Consider the following 23,041-nt stretch of genomic DNA (forward strand, 5'->3'; position numbering starts at 1 on the left):
TCTTCGTTCGCCATCCGATTGACGCCTTCCTCACTACGCACGGTGGTACGGCGACGTACTCAGAGCCCGAGCTGGTTGTCGATGAAGTCGAACATGTCGTCGTCGCTGGCCGACTGGATACGGTCGGCGACCGAGGTGCCGTCGTCGTCACCGTCGTCGGTTCCGGCGGTCCCGTTCAGCGTGCCCAGAATGTCTTTGAGCCGGGCAGTGACCCGTAGCCGCGCGGCCTCGTCGGCCATCAGCCCGGCGATCGCAGCCTCGATCCGGTCGAGTCCGGAGTGGGCCGCGAGCGCGTCCGATTCCTCGGACGCGGAGCCGAGCATCTCCTCGGCGAGGTAGCCGCCCAGCGCAGCCGGGCTCGGGTGGTCGAAGACCACGGTGGGCGGCAGCCGCAGCCCGGTGGCGCTGTTCAGACGGTTGCGCAGTTCGACGGCGGTGAGCGAGTCGAAGCCGACGTCGCGGAAGGAGCGGGCCGCGTCCAGGCGGCCGGGCCCGGACATGCCCAGCACCTGGGCGGACTGCGCCAGGACCAGGTCCCGCAGGGTCTCAAGGGCCTCGCTCCGGTCCAGCAGGCCCAGCTGCTCGGCGAGCCGCTGCTGTGCTTCGGCCTGCCCCGGGACGCTGCGCCGCCCGTCGACTGCCGGACGGGCGGGCCCGCCTGCGTGCGGACCGCGTACCAGCCCGGAGAACAGGGGCGGGACTTCGCCGGTACGGTGCAGCGCGGCCGGGTCCAACTCGGCGGCCACCAGCAGTGGTTCCACTCGGCCCCTTGCGGAGTCCAGCACGGCGAGTCCGCGCGCGTCGGTGAGTGGCAGCAGCCCCTGCCGGGCCAGTCGCTGACGTTCGGCGTCGGTGAGCTGCCCGGCCATGCCGGACTCCCAGGGTCCCCAGGCCAGCGAAACAGCGGGCAGTCCCTGCTGGTGGCGGTGCGCGGCCAGGGCGTCGAGGAAGGTGTTGCCCGCCGCGTAATTGGCCTGCCCGGCGTTACCCACCACGCCAGCGACGGACGAGAACAGCACAAAGGTGTCCAGCTCCATGCCCAGATCCCGGGTCACCTCATGCAGATTCCAGGCAGCATCCACCTTCGGCCTCAGCACCGCCCCCAACCGCTCCAGGGAGAGCAAACCGACGATCCCGTCATCCAGCACCCCAGCCGCATGCACCACACCCGTCAGCGACACACCCTTGAGAACATCCACAAGCTGCTCCCGGTCACCCACATCACAAGCAGCGACAGTGACCCGAACACCCAACCCATCCAGATCACCGACAAGATCCGGCATCCCCGGGGCCTCCCCACCACGCCGGGAAACCAGCACCAGGTGATCCGCCTGCCCACTCTCCGCCAGATGCCGCGCCACCAGACCACCCAGCACCCCGGAGGCACCGGTCACCAGCACGGTGCCCGGCCGGGTCGTACGGGTCGCGACTTCGTCGGACGGTGTTGCACCGGACCCAAGGTCTCTATGAACGGCTGTTGTTGTCGCTGGTGTTGTCGCTGGTGTTGTCGTACTGATCGATGCCGTACGGGTCAGTCTGGGCACCCGGATCTGTCCGTCCCGGAGCACCCACTGCGGCTCGCCCAGCTCCACGCCGGCGCTCAGCCAGCCGGCCAGCTCGGCATCGGGGACGGACGTGTCGTCCACGTCGGCCAGCAGGATCCGGCCGGGGTTCTCCGTCTGCGCCACCCGTATCAGGCCCCAGACCGGGGCAGCAGTCAGCTCCACCGCGGCCTCAGGTCCAGCATCCACCGCACACTCGGTCACCACCAGCAGCCGCGCACCGGACAGCACATCCGCCGCCAGCCACTGCTGCACCAGCTCCAGTACATCCGCTGCGGTCCGATGCGCCGCAGCCACAACACCCTTTACCTCCGGTGGAGTTGCGGCCCGTACTACGACAGTACGGGGGACCTCGGCACCGGCCTCGACCGCCTCAACCAACGTCGGAAGGTCCGGGTACGCCGTGGCGCCCGGGACGTTCTCGCCGAGCACGGCCCACGGGACCGCCGCCTCGCCGGAACCACTCGCCGCCACCGCAGCGGGCACCCACTCCACCGTGAACAGGCCATCAGAGGGACCGGCAGTGGCAGCAAGGTCGAACAGCTTCAGGGTCAGGCCGCCGACGGCGGCGATCGGTGCGCCGTCGGTGTCCGCGAGGGTCAGGGAGAGAGCGTCGCCCTGTGTGTCGACCCGGACACGGGCCACCCGCGCATTGGTCGCATACAACTCAACATCCCGCCACGCAAACGGCACCTCCAGCCCGCCCGCACGCTCCCCAACACCCACACTCACATGCAACGCCGCATCCAACAGGGCCGGATGCAACCCGAACCCCTCCACCGCCACATCCTCCGACAGCGCAACCTCAGCGAACAGCTCCGCACCACGACGCCAAGCCGCCCGCACACCCTGGAACACCGGGCCATAGCCAAGACCACGCTCCGCCAAACCCGGGTAGAAGCTCTCCAGATCAACGACCTCCGCACCGGACGGCGGCCACTGAGCCAACCCGTCTGGCACTTCGGCAGCCACCCCGGCCGGAGCAAGCACACCTACCGCATGACGCGTCCACTCCCCCTCCGGCGAAACATCCTCGTCCTGGGCATGAATGCTGACCGCACGGTGACCGGACTCATCCGGTACCTCCACCGTCACCTGCACCCGCACCCCACCAACCGAGGGCAGCACAAGCGGCACCTCGCTCAGCAGCTCATCGACGCGCGAGCAGCCCACCTCGTCCCCGGCCCGCACCGCCAACTCCACCAACGCAGCACCCGGCACCACCACCCGACCCGCCACCACATGATCCGCAAGCCACGACTGCGAGGACAAGGACAGACGTCCCGTCAACACCACACCACCAGCAGACAGCGCTACCGCAGCACCCAACAGTGGGTGGCCAACGGCCGATTGGCCCAACTCCGCCGCGTCCGAACGGGCGGAGGGGGTCGGTAGCCAGTAGCGCTGCCGTTGGAAGGCGTAGGTGGGCAGGCCGATACGGTGTGCACCCGTGCCCGTATAGAGCTTCTCCCAGTCCACTGGTACTCCGCGTACGAACGCCTTCGCCAGCGCGGTCAGCAGCGCCCTCGCCTCATCACGGCCCCGGCGCAACACCGGCAACCACACCTCATCGGGAGCCTCGCCCTCGGTGCGGGTCTGCGGTCCCATGCCGGAGAGGACACCATCCGGGCCGATTTCAACGAAGGTGCGCACCCCGGTCTCACGCATCGCGTCGACGGCATCGGCGAACCGGACCGCTTCACGCACATGCCGCACCCAGTACGACGGATCCATCACCTCATCCGCCACGGGACGACCCGTCAACGCCGACACCATCGCCAACCGCGGCTTCTGATAGGCGACTTCAGCGACCGTCGCGGCGAACTCCTCAAGCATCGGCTCCATCAACGGCGAATGGAACGCATGCGACACCCGCAGACGACGCGTCCGCGCACCAGCCTCTGCCAACACCTCCGCAGCCGCCAACACCTCACCCTCGACACCGGAAAGCACCACCGCACGCGGCCCGTTGACCGCAGCCACACCCACACCCGGACAGGCCACAATCACCTCACGCACCCGCTCCTCGGAAGCCTCCACCGCCACCATCGCCCCACCCACAGGCAGGCCCTGCATCAAACGACCACGAGCAGCCACCACCGCACAGGCATCCCCCAACGACCACACACCCGCCACATGAGCAGCGGCCAGCTCACCAATGGAATGCCCCGCCACCACCTGCGGAACAACACCCCACGACTCCAGCAACCGGAAAAGTGCCACCTCGATCGCGAACAGCGCGGGCTGCGCCCACACCGTCGCATCAACACTTCCGCCACCCGGCCAGGACACCTCACCCTCACCGCGCACCACCGCAGCGAGCGAACCCTCAACATGCCCCGACAGACCCGCACACACCTCATCAAACGCCCCCGCAAACACCGGGAAGGCTTCATACAACTGCTGGCCCATACCGACACGCTGAGCGCCCTGACCGGTAAAGACAAAGCCGAGCTTGCCCGCACTACCGTCCGCAGCACCGCTCACCACGCCCGGCAGCTCACGGCCATCCGCCAACCCACCCAACCCGGCGGCCAGTTCATCGCGATCCGAGCCAAGGACCACGGCCCGGTGCTCCAACACCGCACGCGAAGAAGCCAACGACCAGCCCACATCCACCGGCCGCACACCCGCATCCCGCCCCACGAACTCCGCCAACCGGCCGGCCTGCCCCGCCAGACCCGCCACCGAACGACCCGAAACCACCCACGGCACCACCGGCAACACCACACCACCGGCCTCGCTCAGAGGAGCGTCCCAGGAAGCAGAAGCCCGCTCGTCAACCGGAGCCTCTTCGATGATCACGTGCGCGTTGGTGCCGGAGAACCCGAAGGACGACACCCCGGCACGACGCGGACGCCCACCCGTCTCAGGCCACGGCACCGGCTCAGTAACCAGCCGCACCGCCCCCGCATCCCAGTCCACATGCGAGGACGGGCTCTCCGCATGGAGCGTGGCAGGAACCAAGCCGTGCTCCATCGCGGCCACCATCTTCACGATGCCCGCCACACCCGCAGCGGCCTGGGCGTGACCGATGTTCGACTTCACCGAACCCAGCAGCAGCGGCCGGCCATCGGGCCGCTCCCGTCCGTAGGTCTCCAACAGTGCTTGTGTTTCGATCGGATCACCCAGGCGTGTTCCCGTGCCGTGGCCCTCCACCACGTCCACATCGGCGGGTGCCAGATCCGCATCGGCCAATGCCGCCCGGATCACCCGCTGTTGGGAGGGGCCGTTGGGTGCGGTGAGGCCGTTGGACGCACCGTCCTGATTGACGGCCGACCCACGTACCACCGCAAGCACCTTGTGACCGTTCCGCCGGGCATCCGAGAGCCGCTCCAGCACCAGGACACCGACACCCTCACCCCAGCCGGTACCGTCCGCGCCCTCTGCATACGCCTTGCAGCGACCGTCCGACGCGAGCCCACGCTGGCGCGAGAAGTCGATGAACGTGCCGGGGGTGGACATCACCGTCACCCCGCCGGCCAGCGCCAGCGTGCTCTCCCCCGACCGCAGCGACCGGGCAGCCAGATGGAGCGCCACCAGTGAGGAGGAACACGCCGTGTCCACCGTCACCGCCGGGCCCTCAAGGCCCAGCGCATAGGCCACCCGGCCGGAGGCCACCGAACCCATACCGCCGGTGCCGAGGTACCCCTCGGCCTCCTCCGGCACGGCATGCCAGGGCAGGTAGTCGTGGTAAAAGAGCCCCGCGAACACGCCGGTTCCGCTGCCCCGCAGCCCGGTGGGGTCGATGCCGGCGTTCTCCAGCGCCTCCCAGGAGGTCTCAAGCAGCAGCCGCTGCTGCGGGTCCATCACCAGAGCCTCACGCGGGCTGACCCCGAAGAACTCCGCGTCGAACGTAGCCGCGTCGTAGAGGAATCCGCCCTCCCCCGAGACGCTTTTGCCCATGGCGTCCGGGTCCGGGTCCACCAAGTCCTCGGCCCATCCACGGTCCGACGGGAAGGGGCCGATCGCGTCGCCGCGCGACTCCACCAGCTGCCACAGCCCCTCGGGGGATGACACCCCACCAGGGAACCGGCACCCCATGCCGACGATGACGACCGGATCGTCGTCCACACGTGCGCCGCCGGCCACCGGGGCGGTGCCGGGGGCCGGTACGCCGACGTCCTCGCCGAGCAGTTCGGCTCGTACGTATTCCGCCAGCGCGGCGGGGGTGGGGTGGTCGAATACGGCGGTGGCCGGAAGTCGTAGACCCGTCGTCCTGTTCAGCCGGTTGCGCAGCTCGACCGAGGTCAACGAGTCGAAGCCGGTGTCCCGGAAGGAGCGTCCGGACTCGACGGACTCCGGCCCTGCCATCCCCAGGACCAGCGCGGCCTCCGTCGCCACCAGGTGGAGGACGGTCTCGGACCGCTCGTCGGGGCCGAGCCCGGCGAGCCGTCCAGCCAGCGTGTTCCGGCCATCGGCGGCCGGCTCGGCGGCCGTGCGGCGGACGGGCTGTCGGCCGCTGCGCGTTCCCGGCAGCAGTCCGGAGAGCAACGGGGGCACCTCTCCGGCGCTGCGCAGCGCGGCCGGGTCGAATCCAGCGGTGACCAGCAGGGCGCTGTCGGTACGGACGGCGGCGTCCAGCAGGGCCAGCCCGGCCGGTGCGGACAGCGGCCGCAGCCCCTGTCGGGACATCCGGTGCCGGTCCACATCGTTCAGAGCGCGGACCATGCCGGACTCCCAGGGTCCCCAGGCCAGCGAAACAGCGGGCAGACCCTGCTGATGGCGGTACGCGGCCAGGGCGTCGAGGAAGGTGTTGCCCGCCGCGTAATTGGCCTGCCCGGCGTTACCCACCACGCCCGCGACGGACGAGAACAGCACAAAGGTGTCCAGCGCCATGCCCAGATCCCGGGTCACCTCATGCAAATTCCAGGCCGCATCCACCTTCGGCCTCAGTACCGCCCCCAACCGCTCCAGGGAGAGCAAACCGACGATCCCGTCATCCAGCACCCCAGCCGCATGTACGACGCCTGTCAGCGGCACATCCCTGAGCACTTCCGCGAGCTGCTCCCGGTCGCCCACATCACAAGCAGCGACAGTGACCCGAACACCCAACCCATCCAGATCACCGACAAGATCCGGCATCCCCGGGGCCTCCCCACCACGCCGGGAGACCAGCACCAGGTGATCCGCCTGCCCACTCTCCGCCAGATGCCGCGCCACCAGACCACCCAGCACCCCGGAGGCACCGGTCACCAGCACGGCGCCCGGCCGGTGCTCCCCTTCCGGGGACGGAGGCGAGGACGGCAGACGTACCAGCCGTGGCACTCGAATTCTGCCGCCCCGCACCACGAACTGCGGCTCGTCCAGGGCCACTCCGGCCAGCAGCCGGTCGGCTGTCTCGTCGGTGGAGACCTCGTCCACGTCGGCCAGCAGGATCCGGCCGGGGTTCTCCGTCTGCGCCACCCGTATCAGGCCCCAGACCGGGGCGGCAGCCAGCTCCACCGGTGCCTCGGGGCCGGCGTCCACCGCACGCTCGGTCACCACCAGCAGCCGCGCACCGGACAGCACATCCGCCGCCAGCCACTGCTGCACCAGCTCCAGTACATCCGCTGCGGTCCGATGCACCGCAGCCACAACACCCTCGGGGCCGGCTGCCGACAGGGCCGGGGCCACCACGGTCCGAGGGACCTTTGCCCCCGCTTCGACCGCCTTCACCAGTGCCGCCACATCCTGGTACGCCACCGCTCCCGGGATCCCGGACCCGGCGCCGGCCGTTCCGCCGAGCACCACCCACCGGTCGCCGGCCGGCTCCGACTCCCTCTCCTCTGCGGGCTGGGTCTCTGGGGCGGGAACCCACTGGATCCCGTACAGGCCATCATCTGCTTCGGCAGTGGGAGCCGTGAACGACCGCAGGGTCAGGCCGCCGACGGCGGCGATCGGTGCGCCGTCGGTGTCCGCGAGGGTCAGGGAGAGAGCCTCGCCCTGCGTGTCGACCCGGACACGGGCCACCCGCGCATTGGTCGCGTACAACTCAACATCCCGCCACGCAAACGGCACCTCCAGCCCGCCCGCACGCTCCCCAACACCCACACTCACATGCAACGCCGCATCCAACAGGGCCGGATGCAACCCGAACCCCTCCACCGCCACATCCTCCGACAGCGCAACCTCAGCGAACAGCTCCGCACCACGACGCCAAGCCGCCCGCACACCCTGGAACACCGGGCCATAGCCAAGACCACGCTCCGCCAAACCCGGGTAGAAGCCAGCCAGATCGAGGGCCTCCGCATCAGCCGGAGGCCACTGAGCCAACCTGTCTGGCACTTCGGCAGCCACCCCGGCCGGAGCAAGCACACCCGCCGCATGACGCGTCCACTGCCCTACCCGCGAAACGTCCTCGTCCTGGGCATGAATGCTGACCGCACGGTGACCGGACTCATCCGGTACCTCCACCGTCACCTGCACCCGCACCCCACCAACCGAGGGCAGCACGAGGGGCGCTTCACTCAGCAGCTCATCGACCCGCGAACAACCCACCTCGTCCCCGGCCCGCACCGCCAACTCCACCAACGCAGCACCTGGCACCACCACCCGACCCGCCACCACATGATCCGCAAGCCACGACTGCGAGGACAAGGACAACCGCCCCGTCAACACCACACCACCACCCGCAGACAGCACTACTACAGCGCCCAACAGCGGATGCCCCGGAGATGCCAGACCAAGATCCTCAGCACGACTGTCACTGGCCGCGTCCAACCAGAAACGCTGCCGCTGGAAGGCATAGGTCGGCAGGTCAACACGGCGTGCACCGGTACCGGCATAGACGTTCTGCCAGCCCACCGGCACTCCGTGTACGAACGCCTTCGCCAGGGCGGTCAGCAGCGCCCTCGGCTCATCACGGCCCCGGCGCAGCACCGGCAACCACACCTCATCGGATGTGTCACCCTCGGCACGCGTTTGCGGCCCCATCCCACACAGCACACCGTCCGGGCCAAGCTCCAGGAAGGTGCCCACCCCGGTTTCGCGCATCGCCTCGACAGCATCCGCGAACCGGACGGCCTCACGCACATGCCGCACCCAATACGACGGATCGGCCACCTCGTCCGCGACAGGGCGACCGGTCAACGCCGACACCATCGCCAGCCTCGGCCGGTGGAAGGTGACCTGACCAACCACCTCGGCGAACTCTTCCAGCATCGGCTCCATCAACGGCGAATGGAACGCATGCGACACCCGCAGACGACGCGTCCGCGCACCAGCCAGCGCCAACACCTCCGCAGCCGCCAACACCTCACCCTCGACACCGGACAGCACCACCGCACGCGGACCGTTGACCGCAGCCACATCCACACCCGGACAGGCCACAATCACCTCACGCACCCGCTCCTCGGAAGCCTCCACCGCCACCATCGCCCCACCCACAGGCAGGCCCTGCATCAAACGACCACGAGCAGCCACCACCGCACAGGCATCCCCCAACGACCACACACCCGCCACATGAGCAGCGGCCAGCTCACCAATGGAATGCCCCGCCACCACCTGCGGAACAACACCCCACGACTCCAGAAGCCGAAACAACGCCACCTCTACGGCAAACAACGCAGGCTGCGCCCACACCGTCGCATCAACACTTCCGCCACCAGGCCAGGACACCTCACCCTCACCCCGAACCACCGCGGCAAGGGAACCCTCCACATGCCCGGACAGCCCCGCACACACCTCATCGAAGGCCGACGCGAACACCGGAAACGCCTTATACAACTGGCCGCCCATACCCAGACGCTGAGCACCCTGACCGGTAAAGACAAAGCCGAGCCTGCCCGCAGCCCCCGCAACCCCGCTCACCAGGCCGGGAAGTTCCCGGCCCTCCGCCAACCCGTTTACCCCGGCCATCAGTTCATCGCGGTCCGCACCCAACACCACCGCCCGGTGCTCCAGCACCGCACGCGAAGACGCCAACGACCAGCCCACATCCACCGGCCGCACACCCGCATCCCGCTCCACGAACTCCGCGAGCCGGCCGGCCTGCCCCGCCAGACCCGCCACCGAACGACCCGAAACCACCCACGGCACCACCGGCAACACCACACCACCCACACCAGAGGCATCCCCCGGGGCAGAAGCCCGCTCGTCAACCGGAGCCTCTTCGATGATCACGTGCGCGTTGGTGCCGCTGATACCGAACGAGGAGACGCCCGCACGCCGCGCACGGTCCTCCCTCATCAGCCACGGGACCGACTCGGTCGCGAGGCGCACCGCGCCCGCGTCCCAGTCCACGTGCGAGGACGGCTCATCGGCGTGCAGGGTCTTCGGCAACTCCCCGTGTTGCAGGGCCAGTACGAGCTTCATGACGCCCGCCACGCCTGCGGCCGACTGGGCGTGGCCGATGTTGGACTTCACCGACCCCAGCCAGAGCGGCCGGTCTTCCGGACGGTCCTGGCCGTAGGTCGCCAGCAGGGCCTGCGCCTCGATCGGGTCGCCCAGCGGGGTTCCCGTGCCGTGCCCCTCGACCACGTCCACATCGGCGGACGCAAGCCCCGCATCGGCCAACGCCGCCCGGATCACCCGCTGCTGCGACGGACCGTTCGGGGCCGTGAGGCCGTTGGACGCACCGTCCTGGTTGACGGCGCTGCCGCGCACCACCGCCAACACCTTGTGACCGTTCCGCCGGGCATCCGAGAGCCGCTCCAGCACCAGGACACCGGCGCCTTCCGCCATTCCCATGCCGTCCGCCCGGTCCGAGTACGCCTTGCAGCGCCCGTCGGCGGACAGCCCCTGTTGGCGGCTGAACCAGTTCAGCCACGACATGGTGGCGTGCACGGTGATGCCGCCCGCGAGGGCCAGCGAGCACTCGCCGGAACGCAGCGACCGGGCGGCCAGGTGGAGCGCCACAAGCGAGGAGGAGCACGCCGTGTCCACGGTCAGCGCGGGACCTTCTAGTCCGAGCGTGTAGGCGATACGGCCGGAGATCACGCTGGGCGTGATACCCGTCTGCAGATGGCCTTCGAGTTCTGCGGGCGCGTGGGTTCCGTACCCGGACGGGGAGGCGCCCGCGAATACGCCGGTCGCCGAGCCTCGCAGGCGCCCCGGGTCGATGCCCGCCCGCTCGATGGCTTCCCAGGAAAGTTCGAGCAACAGGCGTTGCTGCGGATCCATCGCCAGCGCCTCACGCGGGCTGATCCCGAAGAACTGGGCGTCGAACTCACCTGCTCCGGTGATGAAACCGCCTGCGCGGGTGGTGAGTGTGCCGGGCAGCTCCCCGGCCGGATCAGGCAGCGGGGCGAGATCCCAGCCGCGGTCGCCGGGAAGTTCCCCGACTGCGTCACCGCCGTCGGCCAGCAGGTCCCACAGCTGCTCCGGGCTGCTGACGCCGCCGGAGAGACGGCAGCTCATCGCCACGATCGCGATGGGCTCGTCCGGGTCCACGGGCGTCCGGACAGGGACGGCGGTCTCGCCCGGACGGTCGTGGCCCAGCGCTTCCCCGCGCAGGAACGCGGAGAGCAGCAGCGGCGTCGGGTGATCGAAGATCAGTGTGGTGGGCAGCCGCGTGGAGACCGCTGCGCCCAGCCGGTTGCGCAGGTCGACACCGGTCACGGAATCGAAGCCCAGCTCCTTGAAGGTGCGCGCGGGGTCGAGGGCCTGCGACGATGTGTGTCCGAGTACGGCTGCGGCGTGCGTCCTGATCAGGTCCAGGACCAGCTGCTCCCGCTCGGATTCCGGCTGCCCGGCGAGCTGCCCCAGAAGTTCTGCGGCGGCGGGGCGGGAGTCGGTCGCCGCAGCCGTGTCGTCTGTGGTCTCCGGTACCTTGCTCGCTTGCGAGGACCATCCGGCGTCGAGCCAGTAGCGCTTGTGCTGGAAGGCGTACGTCGGCAACTCGACCCGCTCACCGGCGGACAGTACCGCGCGCCAGTCGACCGGCGCCCCACCCACGAACGCCTCGGCCTGCGAGGTCAGCAGACGTGCCTCGCCGCCCTCGTCGCGGCGCAGCGTCCCGCAGACGACGCCCGGTACGACACCGGGGCCGGCCTCCTGCGCGACCTCTTCCAGGGTGTCGTTCATCGCGCCCAGCAGCACCGGGTGCGGGGTCACCTCGATGAAGAGCTGGTGTCCGCGGCCCGCCAGGGCCCGTACCGTGCGGTCGAAGTGGACCGTGGCACGGAGGCTGCGGAACCAGTAGCCCGCGTCCAGCTCCTCACCGGTCAGGGTCTCGCCGGTCATCGCGGAGACCATCGGGACACGACCCCGACGCGGAGTGATCGCGGCCAGGGCCGTGGTGATCTCCTTCTCCAGGCGGTCCACCTGAGCGGAGTGCGAGGCGTAGTCCACCGCCACCATCCGCGCCCTGGCACCCTCGGCCTCGAACTCCGCCTTCAGCTCCTCAAGCGCGTCCGGCTCACCCGAAACCACCGTCGCCGAAGGCCCGTTGACCGCCGCCAGCGACGCACGCTCACCGAAGCGGACAAGACGCTCCTCGACCTCGGAGGCCGGGCGGCTGATCGAGAGCATCCCGCCCGCACCAGCAAGCACCTTCAGGGACTTCGAACGCAGCGCCACCACCCGGGCGCCATCCTCAAGGGACAACATCCCCGCAACCGTCGCCGCCGCGATCTCCCCCTGCGAATGCCCGACCACAGCCTCCGGGGCGACACCGGCCGCCTCCCACACCGCAGCCAACGACACCATCACCGCCCACAGAGCAGGCTGAACCACATCAGCCGCCTCCAACGCGGGCGCACCCTCCGCCCCCGCCAGTACGTCGTCCAACGACCAGTCCACGTACGGCGAGAGCGCCTCGGCACACTCACCCAGCCGCGCCGCGAACACCGGCGAAACCCCCGCCAGCTCACACCCCATCCCCACCCACTGCGAACCCTGACCCGCGAACGCGAACACCGAGCGGGAGCCCGAGCGGGCCACCCCGGAGACCACCGAACCCGAAGGCACACCGGCCGCCAGACTCTCCAGCCCGGCCACCAGCTCCGTACCGTCACCGCCCACCACCACAGCCCGGTGCTCGAACACCGAGCGCGTCGTCGCCAACGACCACGCCACATCAGCCGATTCCAGCTCCGGGCGGGCAGCCACCCACGCCCCCAGCCGCTCCCCCTGCCCCGCGAGCCCCGCAGCAGAACGCCCCGACACCACCCACGGCACCACCGCACCGGCACCCGATACCAGTGGCGTCGGAGGCTGCCCGGCACCGTCCTCCACCGGGGCCATGACCGCCGGGGGCTCCTCCAGGAGCAGGTGGACGTTGGTGCCGCCGAGGCCGAAGCCGGAGACGCCGGCTCGGCGGGTGCGCGCACCGGCCGGCCACGGGGCCGGAGCGGTCAGCAGCCGCACCCCGCCGGATGCCCAGTCCACCCAGGGGGTCGGCTCGTCCGAATGCAGTGTCGCGGGGAGTTCGCCGTGCCGCAGGGCGAGCACCATCTTGATCACGCCTGCCACGCCCGCGGCGGCCTGGGGGTGGCCGATGTTGGACTTCACCGAGCCCAGCCACAGCGAGCCGCGCTCGCCGCGCTCCTGGCCGTAGGTGGCCAGCAGCGCCTGCGCCTCGATCGGATCACCCAGCCTCGTACCGGTCCCGTGCGCCTCCACCACGTCCACATCGGCGGGCGTGAGGCCTGCGTCGGCCAGGGCGCGGCGGATGACGGCCTCCTGGGCCGTGCCGTTCGGTACGGTCAGCCCCTCGCCGGCGCCGTCCGAGTTGATGGCCGAACCGCGCAGCACGGCCAGTACGGAGTGGCCGTTGCGTACGGCGTCGGACAGCCGCTCCAGGACGAGCAGGCCGACACCTTCCGACCACACCGTGCCATCGGCGGCGGCCGAGAAGGGCCGGCACACCCCGTCCGCCGACAGCGCCCGGAGCCCGCTGAACGCGACGAAGTTCCTCGGAGTGGCCATCACGGACACCCCGCCGGCCAGGGCCAGCGAACAGTCGCCGGACCGCAGCGCCTGCACCGCGAGGTGGACGGCGACCAGGGAGCTGGAGGCTGAGGTGTCCACGGTGAGCGAGGGGCCGTGCAGCCCCAGCAGGTAGGAGAGCCGGCCGGACATCACCCCGGGTGAAGTGCCGGTGAACAGATGGCCCTTGACGCTCCCCGGTGCGCTCTGCAGCCTGGGACCGTACTCCCGAGGCTCGGCGCCGACGAACACGCCGGTGCGGGAGCCGCGGATGTCCGACGGGACGATGGCGGCGCTCTCCAGTGCCTCCCAGGACGCCTCAAGGAGCACCCGCTGCTGGGGGTCCATGGACAGCGCCTCGCGCGGCGGGATGCCGAAGAACGCGGCGTCGAAACCGGTGGCGTCGTCGAGGAACCCGCCGCGAGTGAGGTACGTCGTCCCGGCGCCGTCCGGGTCCTCGCCGTACAGGGAGTCCAGGTTCCAGTCCCGGTCCTCCGGGAAGCCGGAGAGCCCGTTGCGGCCTTCGGCCAGCAGCCCCCACAGGTCCTCGGGCGAACGGACCCCGCCGGGGTAGCGGCAGCTCATACCGACGATCGCCAAAGGCTCCGCGCCGGATGCGGCGGTGTCTCTCAGGGCCGGCCCATCGGTCTCGTTCACAAGTCCCTCGGTATTCCGGAAGTTGACTGCGGTACCCCGCCGCCGGTCCTCCGGCCGGAAAGGGGGCCGGACGACCGGATGGCTGCGGCGGAGAGGCTCGACGGAAGGGGCAGAAAGTGGAGCGGGAGGGTCCGTCGGATCGGCCGCGACCCCGGTCGGTGGGCCCGTGCGCGGGCCCGGTGGCCCCGGTCGGTGGGCCCGGTCAGCGGCCCTGGTACGCGGGCCGCCGCGACCTTCGCACCGTCAGCCGACGGGATCCTTCTCCCCGGTGTGTGCGCCGGTGTGTGCGGCCAGGTCCGGGGCGGTCAGGTCCGGGGCGGTCAGCTTCATCGTGGACGGTGCCTCGCGGCGGTCGGCGTGCAGGTGCAGCTGCTGGACGCCCTCCCCGGCGGGCTCGCCGAGCACGGCGAGGCAGGCACAGGAGTCGTCGGCGAAGCCGGCGAACCGGTAGGCGATGTCCATCATGCGGTTGCGTTCGGTGCGCCGGAAGTCGGCGGCGAGGTGCGCACCGGCCCGTGCCGCCTGATCGATGAGCCAGTTGAGCAGCACCGAGCCTGCGCCGAAGCTGACCACCCTGCAGGATGTGGCCAGCAGCTTGAGGTGCCACAGCTCCGGGTGGCGGTCCAGGAGGAGCACGCCGACCGCGCCGTGCGGGCCGAAGCGGTCGGTCAGGGTGACGGTCAGCACCTCGTGGTCCGCGTCGGACAGCAGAGCCCGCAGCGTGGCGTCCGAGTAGTGCACACCGGTCGCGTTCATCTGGCTGGTGCGCAGGGTGAGTTCCTCGACCCGGGAGAGGTCCTCCTCGTCGGCCCGCTTGATCGTCATGACCAGGTCGAGGCTGCGCAGGAAGTCCTCGTCGGGGCCGTTGAACGTCTCCTTCTCGGCCTCCCGGCGGGCGCCCGCCTGGTACATCTCGCGGCGGCGGCGGGCGTCGACGGTGACGGTCTCCGGGGTGAACTCGGGCAGCCCGGAGAGTGCGGTGGCCTGCTCGGCCGGATAGCACCGGACGTCGGGGGCGCCGTAGTTGACCTCGGCGCGCTCGGTCGGCTGGTCGTCGATGAACGCGATGGTCCGCTCGGCGAAGTTCAGCCGCTCGGCTATCTCCCGGACCGCGTCGGACTTGCGGCCCCAGCCGATCCGGGGCTGTACGAAGTACTCGGCGAGGCCCAGCTCCTCCAGGCGCTTCCAGGCCAGGTCGTAGTCGTTCTTGCTGGACACCGAGTGCAGGATGCCCCGGGAGTCCAGCTCCACCAGGGTGTCCAGGATCCCGGGGAACGGTTCGACTTCCGGGTCCTCCAGCAGGGTGCCGTCCCAGACGGTGTTGTCCAGGTCCCAGACCAGGCACTTCACGAGAGTTGGCTTGTCGGCCACGGGGTCTCCTACGGGCTTCGCTCGCGTCAGGGTCTTGCGGGCCGGCGGACGCGAGCCGAGGGGTGGAATCGGACGGACGGGGATGGTGGGACGGGCGGGAACGGTGGGACGGACAGGGGCGGTGGGACGGGCGCCGGAGCCGGCACCGGTGTGCGCGGCCCGGCGGTGTCAGCCGGCCTTGGTGCCGGACAGCACGTGGTCGGCGAGGATCAGCCGGCAGATCTCGTTGCTGCCCTCGATCAGCTCCATGAGCTTGGCGTCCCGGAAAGCGCGGGCCACCACGTGCCCGTCAGCGGCGCCGGTCGAGCCGAGCAGCTGGACGGCGGTTGCGGCGCTCCGGGCGGCCTGCTGGGCGCCGACGTGCTTGGCGAGGACCGCCATGGCGCCCATGTCCGGGGCCGCCGCGTCCCACTGCCGGCTGGCGTGCTCGCAGGCGCGGAGCGCGACCTGTTCGGCGACCAGCAGGTCGGAGAGGTGCCCGCGTACCAGCTGGTGCTCGGCGAGCGCCACATCTCCCTGGTGCCGTTGCCTCACGTGCCGGGCCGCGGCCTCCAGGCAGGCCCGCAGGATGCCGACGCAGCCCCAGCCGATGGACATCCGCCCGTAGGAGAGCGCCGTCGTGAACAGCATGGACAGCGGCTGTCCGCCGCCTCCGAGCACGTGCGTGGCGGGCAGCCGGACGTTGTCGAGGCGGATGTCGGCGTGCCCGGCGGCCCGGCAGCCCATGGGGTGCGGCACCGGTTCGATGTGCACGCCGGGCGCGTCGACGGGGACGACCGCGGCGGCGGCGCCGTCACCGTCCCCGTACCGGCCGACGATCAGCACGAAGTCGGCGTACCGGGTGCCGGTGACCCACTTCTTCGCGCCGTCCACGACGAACCCGTCGCCTTCTGCCTTGATCCTCGTGCGCATGGCCGCCAGGTCGCTGCCCGCGCCGGGCTCGCTGAAGCCGACCGCGGTGAGCTTCCCGCCGGTCAGCTCGGCGAGCAGGGCACGTCGCTGGGAGCGGTCGCCGAAACGCTGGACGGTCCAGGCCACGATGCCCTGCGAGGTCATCACCGACCGCAGCGAACTGCACAGGCTGCCCACGTGGGCGGTGAGTTCCCCGTTGGCGGAGCTGCTCAGGCCGAGGCCGCCGAAGCTCGCCGGGACCTGCGCGCAGAGCAGGCCGCGGGCGCCCAGCGTGCGCAGTACATCGACGGGCAGCTCACCCTCGACGTCCCAGCCGGCTGCCCGGTCGCCGACGAGCTCGCTGACCAGCGCGCGCTCGTCGTACAGGAGTTCCGGCATCTCAGTCCGCCTCCGCCGTGCCCTGCAGGCGCAGCACGAGGTCGGTCATGGTCTGCACGGTGCGGAAGTTGTCCAGCTTGAGGTCGCCGCCGACGATGGCGATGTCGTACGCCTCCTCAAGGTGGACGACGAGCTGCATGGCGAACATGGAGGAGACCATGCCGGAGGAGAACAGGTCCTGATCCGGCTCGACGGTGGTCTGGATCCGCTCGGAGAGGAAGCCGAGCAGCTCCTTGTGCAGGGTCTCCGCGGTGAGCGTGCTGGTTTCGCCTTCGACGGTCATGAGGCGACCTTTCCGTAGTCGTAGAAGCCCCGGCCGGTCTTCCGGCCGAGGTCGCCGTCCCGCACTTTGGCGAGCAGCAGGTCACAGGGGCGGCAACTCTCGTCCCCACGGCGCTCGTAGAGCACGTTGAGGGAGTCGACCAGGTTCTCCAGGCCGATGAGGTCGCCGGTGCGCAGGGGTCCTGTCGAGTGGCCCAGACAGCCCTGCAGCAGGTTGTCCACCGTCTCGACGGACGCCACGCCCTCCTGGACGAGCATGGCCGCGGTGTTGATCAGCGGGTGCAGCAGCCGGTTGATCACGAATCCCGCGGAGTCCTCGATGACGAGGGACTCCCGGCCGAGGAGGGTGAGCAGCGCGGTGGCGCGTTCCAGGACGTCGGGGGAGGTACGCGGGCCGCGGATGACCTCGACCATCTTGATCATGTACGCGGGGTTCATGAAGTGCACGCCCAGGAGGTCCTCGGGGCGTGCCGTCCATGCGGCCATCTCGTCGATCGGGATGCAGGAGGTGTTGGAGATCAGGGTGGTGCCGGGCGTGACGAGCTTGGAGGCCGCGCTGAGCACCTCCTTCTTGACCTCGGCGACCTCGGTGACGGCTTCGACGACGGTGTCGGCGTCCGCGATGTCGTCCAGCGACGCGGTGAGCGTCAGCGTGCCCTGCGGGCGGCCTTCCGGCAGCACACCCATCAGCTGGGCGTGCCGCAGCTTCTGCCGCACGGTGCCGCGCGCCTGGTCGAGTGCGGTCTCGTCCACCTCGACCAGGACGACGTCGACGCCATGGCCGAGTGCCAGTGCCGAGATGTTCGTGCCCATCACGCCGGCGCCGATGACGGCGAGCCGGTGCTCATCGAAAGCAGTGCTCATGGTCTCTTTCCTGGGTTCGGTGGGCCCGGTCGCGTCGGTGGGCCCGGTTACGGGCGGCCGGTTCTCTCCTGGCGGTGCTGCCGGGGCCCTGCTTGTTCCGGTTCACCCGCGCACCCTCGCGGCGAGGGCAGCGGGGGTCGGGTGCTTGAAGACGTCGCGCAGCCGGAGGGCGGTACCGGTGAGGTCCTCGACCTTCTGCGTCAGCACGGCGGCGAGCAGCGAGTGGCCGCCCGAGTCGAAGAAGTTGGTCTGCGCGGTGGCCTCGGTGTCCAGGAGCTGCTGCCAGATCCCGACGAGGTCACGGACGAGCGGGTCGTCCGCGGCGGTGTCATCCGCGGTGTCATCGGCGGCGGTGCCCGCGGTGGCTTCCGTGCGGGCCTGCCAGCTGAGGGTGCCGTCCGGGTGCCACTGGGCGAGCCGGCCGGTGCGGTGGTGGCGTCCGTACCCGGGGTGGTCCGGGAAGGCAAGGCCGCCGGCGTCGTCCAGGGCCAGGCCGGTTCCGGCGACGCACAGTTCGCCGCGTACGCCGACGGGCAGCTCCCGTCCGTCGCGGGCGGCGACGAACGCCCGGGTGTTGCCGATCGGCCGGCCCCTGCGGGTGTCCTCGGGGGTGGTGACCCGGCCCGAGAGGGCCCAGCCGGTGGTCTCCTGGGCGCCGTAGCCGCAGTACAGCCGGCAGTCGGCGGCGAGCAGTTCCTTCGCGGCCCGCGCGGACAGCTCGTCGCCGGGGGCGAAGACCGTCAGTCCGGACAGCCGGCCACCGAGTTCCTCCAGCAGCCCGGGCGGGGTACCGGGCGGGACCGCGAGGACGCTCGCCCCGTGCCGCTCGGCGACCGCATGCCGCTCGGCGACCACGTGCAGCGCGGTGGCGTCGGTGCGGGCCTCATCGGGTGCGATGACGAGCCGGGCTCCGGCGCTCAGCGCCAGGGCGGTGTCGAAGAGCGCGTCGAAGGTGCCGGGCCGGGCGATGCTCAGCACGCAGGTGCCGGGCCCGACGCCGAGTTCCCGGGCGAAGTGGCCTGCGGTGTCCGCGATTCCGGCGTGGCTCAGTACGGTTCCTGCCGGTTGCCCCGCGTCCGCCGGGGCGGTCAGCCGGCAGGCGGGTGCGTCCGGTTCGGCCCCGGCGCCGTGCCGCGCGACGGTCGCTCCGGGCTGCTCCGGGCCGCTCTCCGGGAAGGCGGGCTCCGCGCCGCTCTCCGGGAACGCGGGCAGTGGCAGGACCGGGGGCAGCTCGGCCTCTGCGGGCAGCTGTACCGCGGCCCCGGCCAGTACAGCTTTCACCCCGGGCCGTGTCATCTGCTCCGTCAGCAGGGCCGGTTCTGCTCCGGGGTGGAGCGGGAGGCAGACCGCGCCGGCCCGCCAGCAGCCGAGGAGCGCGGCGGCCGTCCCGTCCGGCGGCCCCGCGACCGCCACCACGTCCGCGGCCTGTACCCCGGCGTCCGTCAGCAGCTGGTGTACGGCGTCGGCCGCGGTGTCCAACTGGCCGTAGGTGACCGTGCGTTCGCCGTCGAGTACGGCCGGGCTCGCCGGTCGGCTGCGTGCGTGGTGGAGGAAAGCCCCGTCCACGGTGGCGTGTTGGCCGACAGTCGCGGTGTCGTTGGCCCGGTCGACCGTGGCGCGGTCGGCCTCGCTCCAGCCCGCCTTGCCGCCGAGTGGCAGGTCCGGGTCCTCGGCGGCCGTGACGAGCAGCGCCTCGAACCGGGCCAGCAGGGCCTCCGCGTCGGCGCGGGTCAGCGTCTCGGAGTAGCGCAGCATCAGCTCGGCGCCGGCCGGGGAGCCGACGAGTTCCAGGTCGAACTTGCTGTGCGGGTTCTCCACCGTCAGCAGCCGGGCCGGCATCCCGTCCACCCTCAGCTCGCCGACCGGGGCGCCCGGGAGGAAGTTGAACAGGTGCCGGAAGAGCTGGGTCTCCCAGGACGTACCGATCCCCGGCAGTTCACCGGCGAGTTCGTCCACGGGGGTGCGGGCGTGGGCCATCGAGCCGAGGAAGGCGTCCCTGGCCTGGCGGGCGAGGTCCCGGAAGCTCGCGGCGAGGTTCACCCGGATCCGGATCGGGACGACGTTGACGTGGTATCCGATGGCGCCGGTGCTCGCCCCGCGGACGTCCACCGGGGAGCCGATGACCAGGTCGGGGCCTGCGCCGTGGGAGGCGAGCAGGGCGGCGTAGGCGGCGAGCATCACGGCGCCCACCGGCGCCCGTACGGCACGCTGCAACCGGACCGCTGCCTGCTGTGCTTCGGTGCCGAGCGCCCGGGTGACGCTCTCCCCGGTGAGCATCGGCTGCCGGCCGCGCGGAGTGCCGCACCACAGGCCCAGGCTTGCGGGGTCGAAGCCGTCCAGGGTGCGGCGCCAGTGGTCGAGGTCGGCGGGGCGCGGCTCGGACTCGGCCAGGGCCGGGATCGGTGCCATGGCCTCATCCGGCACCGGCCGGCCGGCCGCGACGGCTTCGTAGACCGGGAGCAGCGCCTCCAGCAGGACGCCGGCCGAGACCATGTCGAACACCAAGTGGTGCACGGCCACACAGAGCACATCGCCGTCGGCGACGGTGGCGGTGCCGACCCGGATCAGGGGGCGGCCGTCGAGCCGGAAGGGGTGGTCGACGAAGGCGGTCAGGTCATCCGCCAGCGGCCCGCCGGTCAGCTCCAGCGGCTCCATGGGGACGGCGAACTCCCCGGCCGGTACGACCTCCCTGACCAGATCGGCGCCGCTCGCCCGGAACACGGTGCGCAGCACCTCGAACCGGCCGGCCACCACGGCCAGGGCCGCGCTCAGCACGTCCGGCCGGAGCCGGCCGCTCACCAGGAGCGCCAGCCCCAGATTGTTCACCCCGGTGTCGGGGACCAGTTGCTCCAGCAGCCAGAGGGCCTTCTCCTTGTTGGTGGTGGCCCTGGTGTGCGCGCCCGCGTTCGTGGCGGCCCTGGTGTGTGCACCCGCCGGTTCCGGAGCGTATTCCGGGACGGGTAGTGACGGGTCCGGCAGAGAGTTCATGTCGGTCAGAATTCAGCGTTGGCGAGAAGGGCGCGCACGGTCGATTCGTCCCGCAGAAGTTCGGCGTGGCCGATGTCGACGGGTATGCGCCGGCCGATTGTCTCGACGGCGTTCACGACGGTGGTGGCTCCGGTCTTCTCCAATTCGGCGTAGTCGGCCGATGTGAAGCCGAGCGCACCGTTCCAGGCCCGTGCCGGGTCGACCTGGGACGAGGCGGAGAGCCAGGTCATGTACGACTCGAAAAGCAGCACCATCTCTTCGCAGCGGGATTCGGAGAGTCCGATCCGCCGGAATGCCGAACCGGCCATGCCCCGGTACAGCTCGACCATCTGCCCGGCAGCATCCGCCATACCGATCGACGGGGCGGCGACGATCTCGGCTGCCTGCTTCCGTCCCTGCTCCGCCTCTTCCGTGCTGAGCACCGGGCCCGCCTGGCCGATCATCTTGTGCATCTCGGACTCCAGCAGCTGCAGATCGGCGAGTTGAGCGTCGAACAGCACCACCTGGGGCATCCTGCCCTGCGCTTCGGCCAGCCGCTCGGCGACCCGGCCCGCGTAGACGGCGCCGACACAGTATCCGAGCACCGCCACGACCTCGTGCTTCTCCCAGTCGCCCGACCGCATCCAGTGGTCGGTGTAGAAGTCGCCCGACGGCCTGTCGGACAGCCGCACCGGCGGCGGCGAGGTCTGCAGGAACCCGTGGCCGGACCAGGCGGAGCCCATCCCCTCCACGAGGTCCTCGAAGCCCGCCTCGTGACGTCCGGCCGCGGGGAAGTCGACGCCGAGTATCAGGGAATTCGAGACGGGCTCGGTTATGACACTCCAGGCGTTCTCGTTCGGCACTTTCTCATCCCATCATCGGAGTTGGCTGACTGATTTCCCCGCACTGCAGCCTGCGGAACTGAGTAACGAAATCCGGTCGGGCGCCGGCATTTCCCGTATTTCAGGAAACCTCTCACCGGTCTTCGGGAGTGCCTTCCCGGAGTGCCGCCGTCAGTTCGCCGAGCAGGAACTCCGCGATGGCTTCCGGCATATAGAGGTCATAGACGAAGCCCTCCGGCAGTGTAAGACCAGTCAGCTCGTTCATTCTTTCCCGCAGTTGAACGGCCGACATCGAGGTCATGCCGAGTTCGAAGACGTCGCCGTACTGCGGGACGGAGTCGGAAGACCCGTATCCGAGCATCGCCGCGATCTCCTCCCGTACCAGTCCGCTCAGCAGCTTCTGCTGCTCGGCCGGGGAGACTTCGGCGAGCCGCTGCCGCCAGTCCGCAGTGGCGGCGTCCGGGCTGTCCGCCCCGGCGCCTTCGTCCCCTCCCGCGGCGCCGGGTGGGCCGTCGGGCTGGGGCTCCCCGTCCGGTGCGACGCTGTCCCGGCGCCAGGCGGAGAACCGCGCCAGCACCGCGCTCAGCGGCATGTCCTCCCGCAAGGGCTCGCCCGCGCCCAGCACCTCGGTCAGTGCGGCCATGTCCTGTTCCGCCAGCGCGGACCAGAATCGCTGCTCGTCAGGGGAGCCCGGGTCGGCCGCCCGCGCTTCGGGAGCGGCCTGGCGGGCCGACGGCTGAGGCCAGTACCGCTGCCGCTGGAAGGCGTAGGTGGGCAGGTCCACCCGGTGTCCGGCGCCCAGGACGGCGGCCCAGTCCACAGCCACACCCCGGACGTGCAGAGCCGCCAGTGCGGAGGTGAACGCCCGGATGCCTGTCTCCCGCTCGCGCAGGGTCGCGGTGACGACGGGCGCACCGTCGCGGCCCGCGCCGCTTTCCCCGGCCTCCAGGGCCTGCGCGAGGGCGGTGGCCAGCACCGGCCCCGGACCGACCTCGACGTAGGCACCGAACCCGGATCCGGCCAGGGCCTCGGCCAACTCCCCTACAGGTACGGCCGGTTCCTGCGAAGCGTCGGGCAGCCAGTGCCCGGCGTCCAGGTCCGGCCCGTCCACCCAGGCCATGGACCGGGTGGAGAAGAGCGGTACGGAACCCGGCCGCGGGTGGACCGCGAGCGGCCTGCGGTCGGCCGTCGGCCGGCCGGAGAGCACGGCGAGCGCGGCCGCGTCGGCGGGCGGCAGCCCCCCCGCCCCCGGGGGGGGGGCGCTCTCGCCCCCCCCCCGCCCCGCCCCCCCCGCGGGGGGGGCGCCCGCCGCGCGCCCCCGCGCCCCGCGGCACACCCCCCCCCCCCCCCCCCCCC

General features: G+C 71.0%; 8 protein-coding genes. All 8 read right to left on the bottom strand.

The window, feature by feature from the left end:
• Positions 1-59 precede the first annotated feature (59 nt).
• On the bottom strand, positions 60-14,069 hold the full coding sequence (locus ACFXBC_RS20485; protein ID WP_385026025.1) for an SDR family NAD(P)-dependent oxidoreductase: 14,010 nt from the start codon (positions 14,067-14,069) through the stop codon (positions 60-62).
• A 243-nt stretch (positions 14,070-14,312) separates the two neighbouring features.
• Positions 14,313-15,440 carry an HAD-IIIC family phosphatase gene (locus tag ACFXBC_RS20490; RefSeq protein ID WP_385026028.1) on the bottom strand — a complete coding sequence of 376 codons (1,128 nt, stop codon included), beginning with the start codon at positions 15,438-15,440 and terminating at the stop codon, positions 14,313-14,315.
• Between the two features lie 168 nt (positions 15,441-15,608).
• The gene (locus ACFXBC_RS20495; RefSeq protein WP_385026031.1) at positions 15,609-16,730 is read right to left on the bottom strand and encodes an acyl-CoA dehydrogenase family protein; all 1,122 of its coding nucleotides are present in this window, start codon (positions 16,728-16,730) and stop codon (positions 15,609-15,611) included.
• 1 nt (position 16,731) lies between these two features.
• Entirely contained in the window at positions 16,732-17,013 is a 282-nt protein-coding gene (locus tag ACFXBC_RS20500) for an acyl carrier protein (protein WP_385026034.1), read from the bottom strand.
• Positions 17,010-17,876 carry a 3-hydroxyacyl-CoA dehydrogenase family protein gene (locus ACFXBC_RS20505; RefSeq protein WP_385026037.1) on the bottom strand — a complete coding sequence of 289 codons (867 nt, stop codon included), beginning with the start codon at positions 17,874-17,876 and terminating at the stop codon, positions 17,010-17,012. The genes ACFXBC_RS20500 and ACFXBC_RS20505 overlap by 4 nt, the downstream gene beginning before the upstream one ends.
• A 102-nt stretch (positions 17,877-17,978) precedes the next feature.
• On the bottom strand, positions 17,979-20,864 hold the full coding sequence (locus tag ACFXBC_RS20510) for a condensation domain-containing protein (protein WP_385026040.1): 2,886 nt from the start codon (positions 20,862-20,864) through the stop codon (positions 17,979-17,981).
• A gap of 5 nt (positions 20,865-20,869) precedes the next feature.
• The gene (locus tag ACFXBC_RS20515; RefSeq protein WP_385026043.1) at positions 20,870-21,706 is read right to left on the bottom strand and encodes a hypothetical protein; all 837 of its coding nucleotides are present in this window, start codon (positions 21,704-21,706) and stop codon (positions 20,870-20,872) included.
• Between the two features lie 112 nt (positions 21,707-21,818).
• Positions 21,819-23,041, bottom strand: a 1,223-nt coding sequence (locus tag ACFXBC_RS20520; RefSeq protein WP_385026046.1) for a phosphopantetheine-binding protein, incomplete at its 5' end; no start/stop codon positions are given.

The sequence above is a fragment of the Streptomyces sp. NPDC059398 genome (assembly GCF_042751845.1).
Classification (GTDB): domain Bacteria; phylum Actinomycetota; class Actinomycetes; order Streptomycetales; family Streptomycetaceae; genus Streptomyces.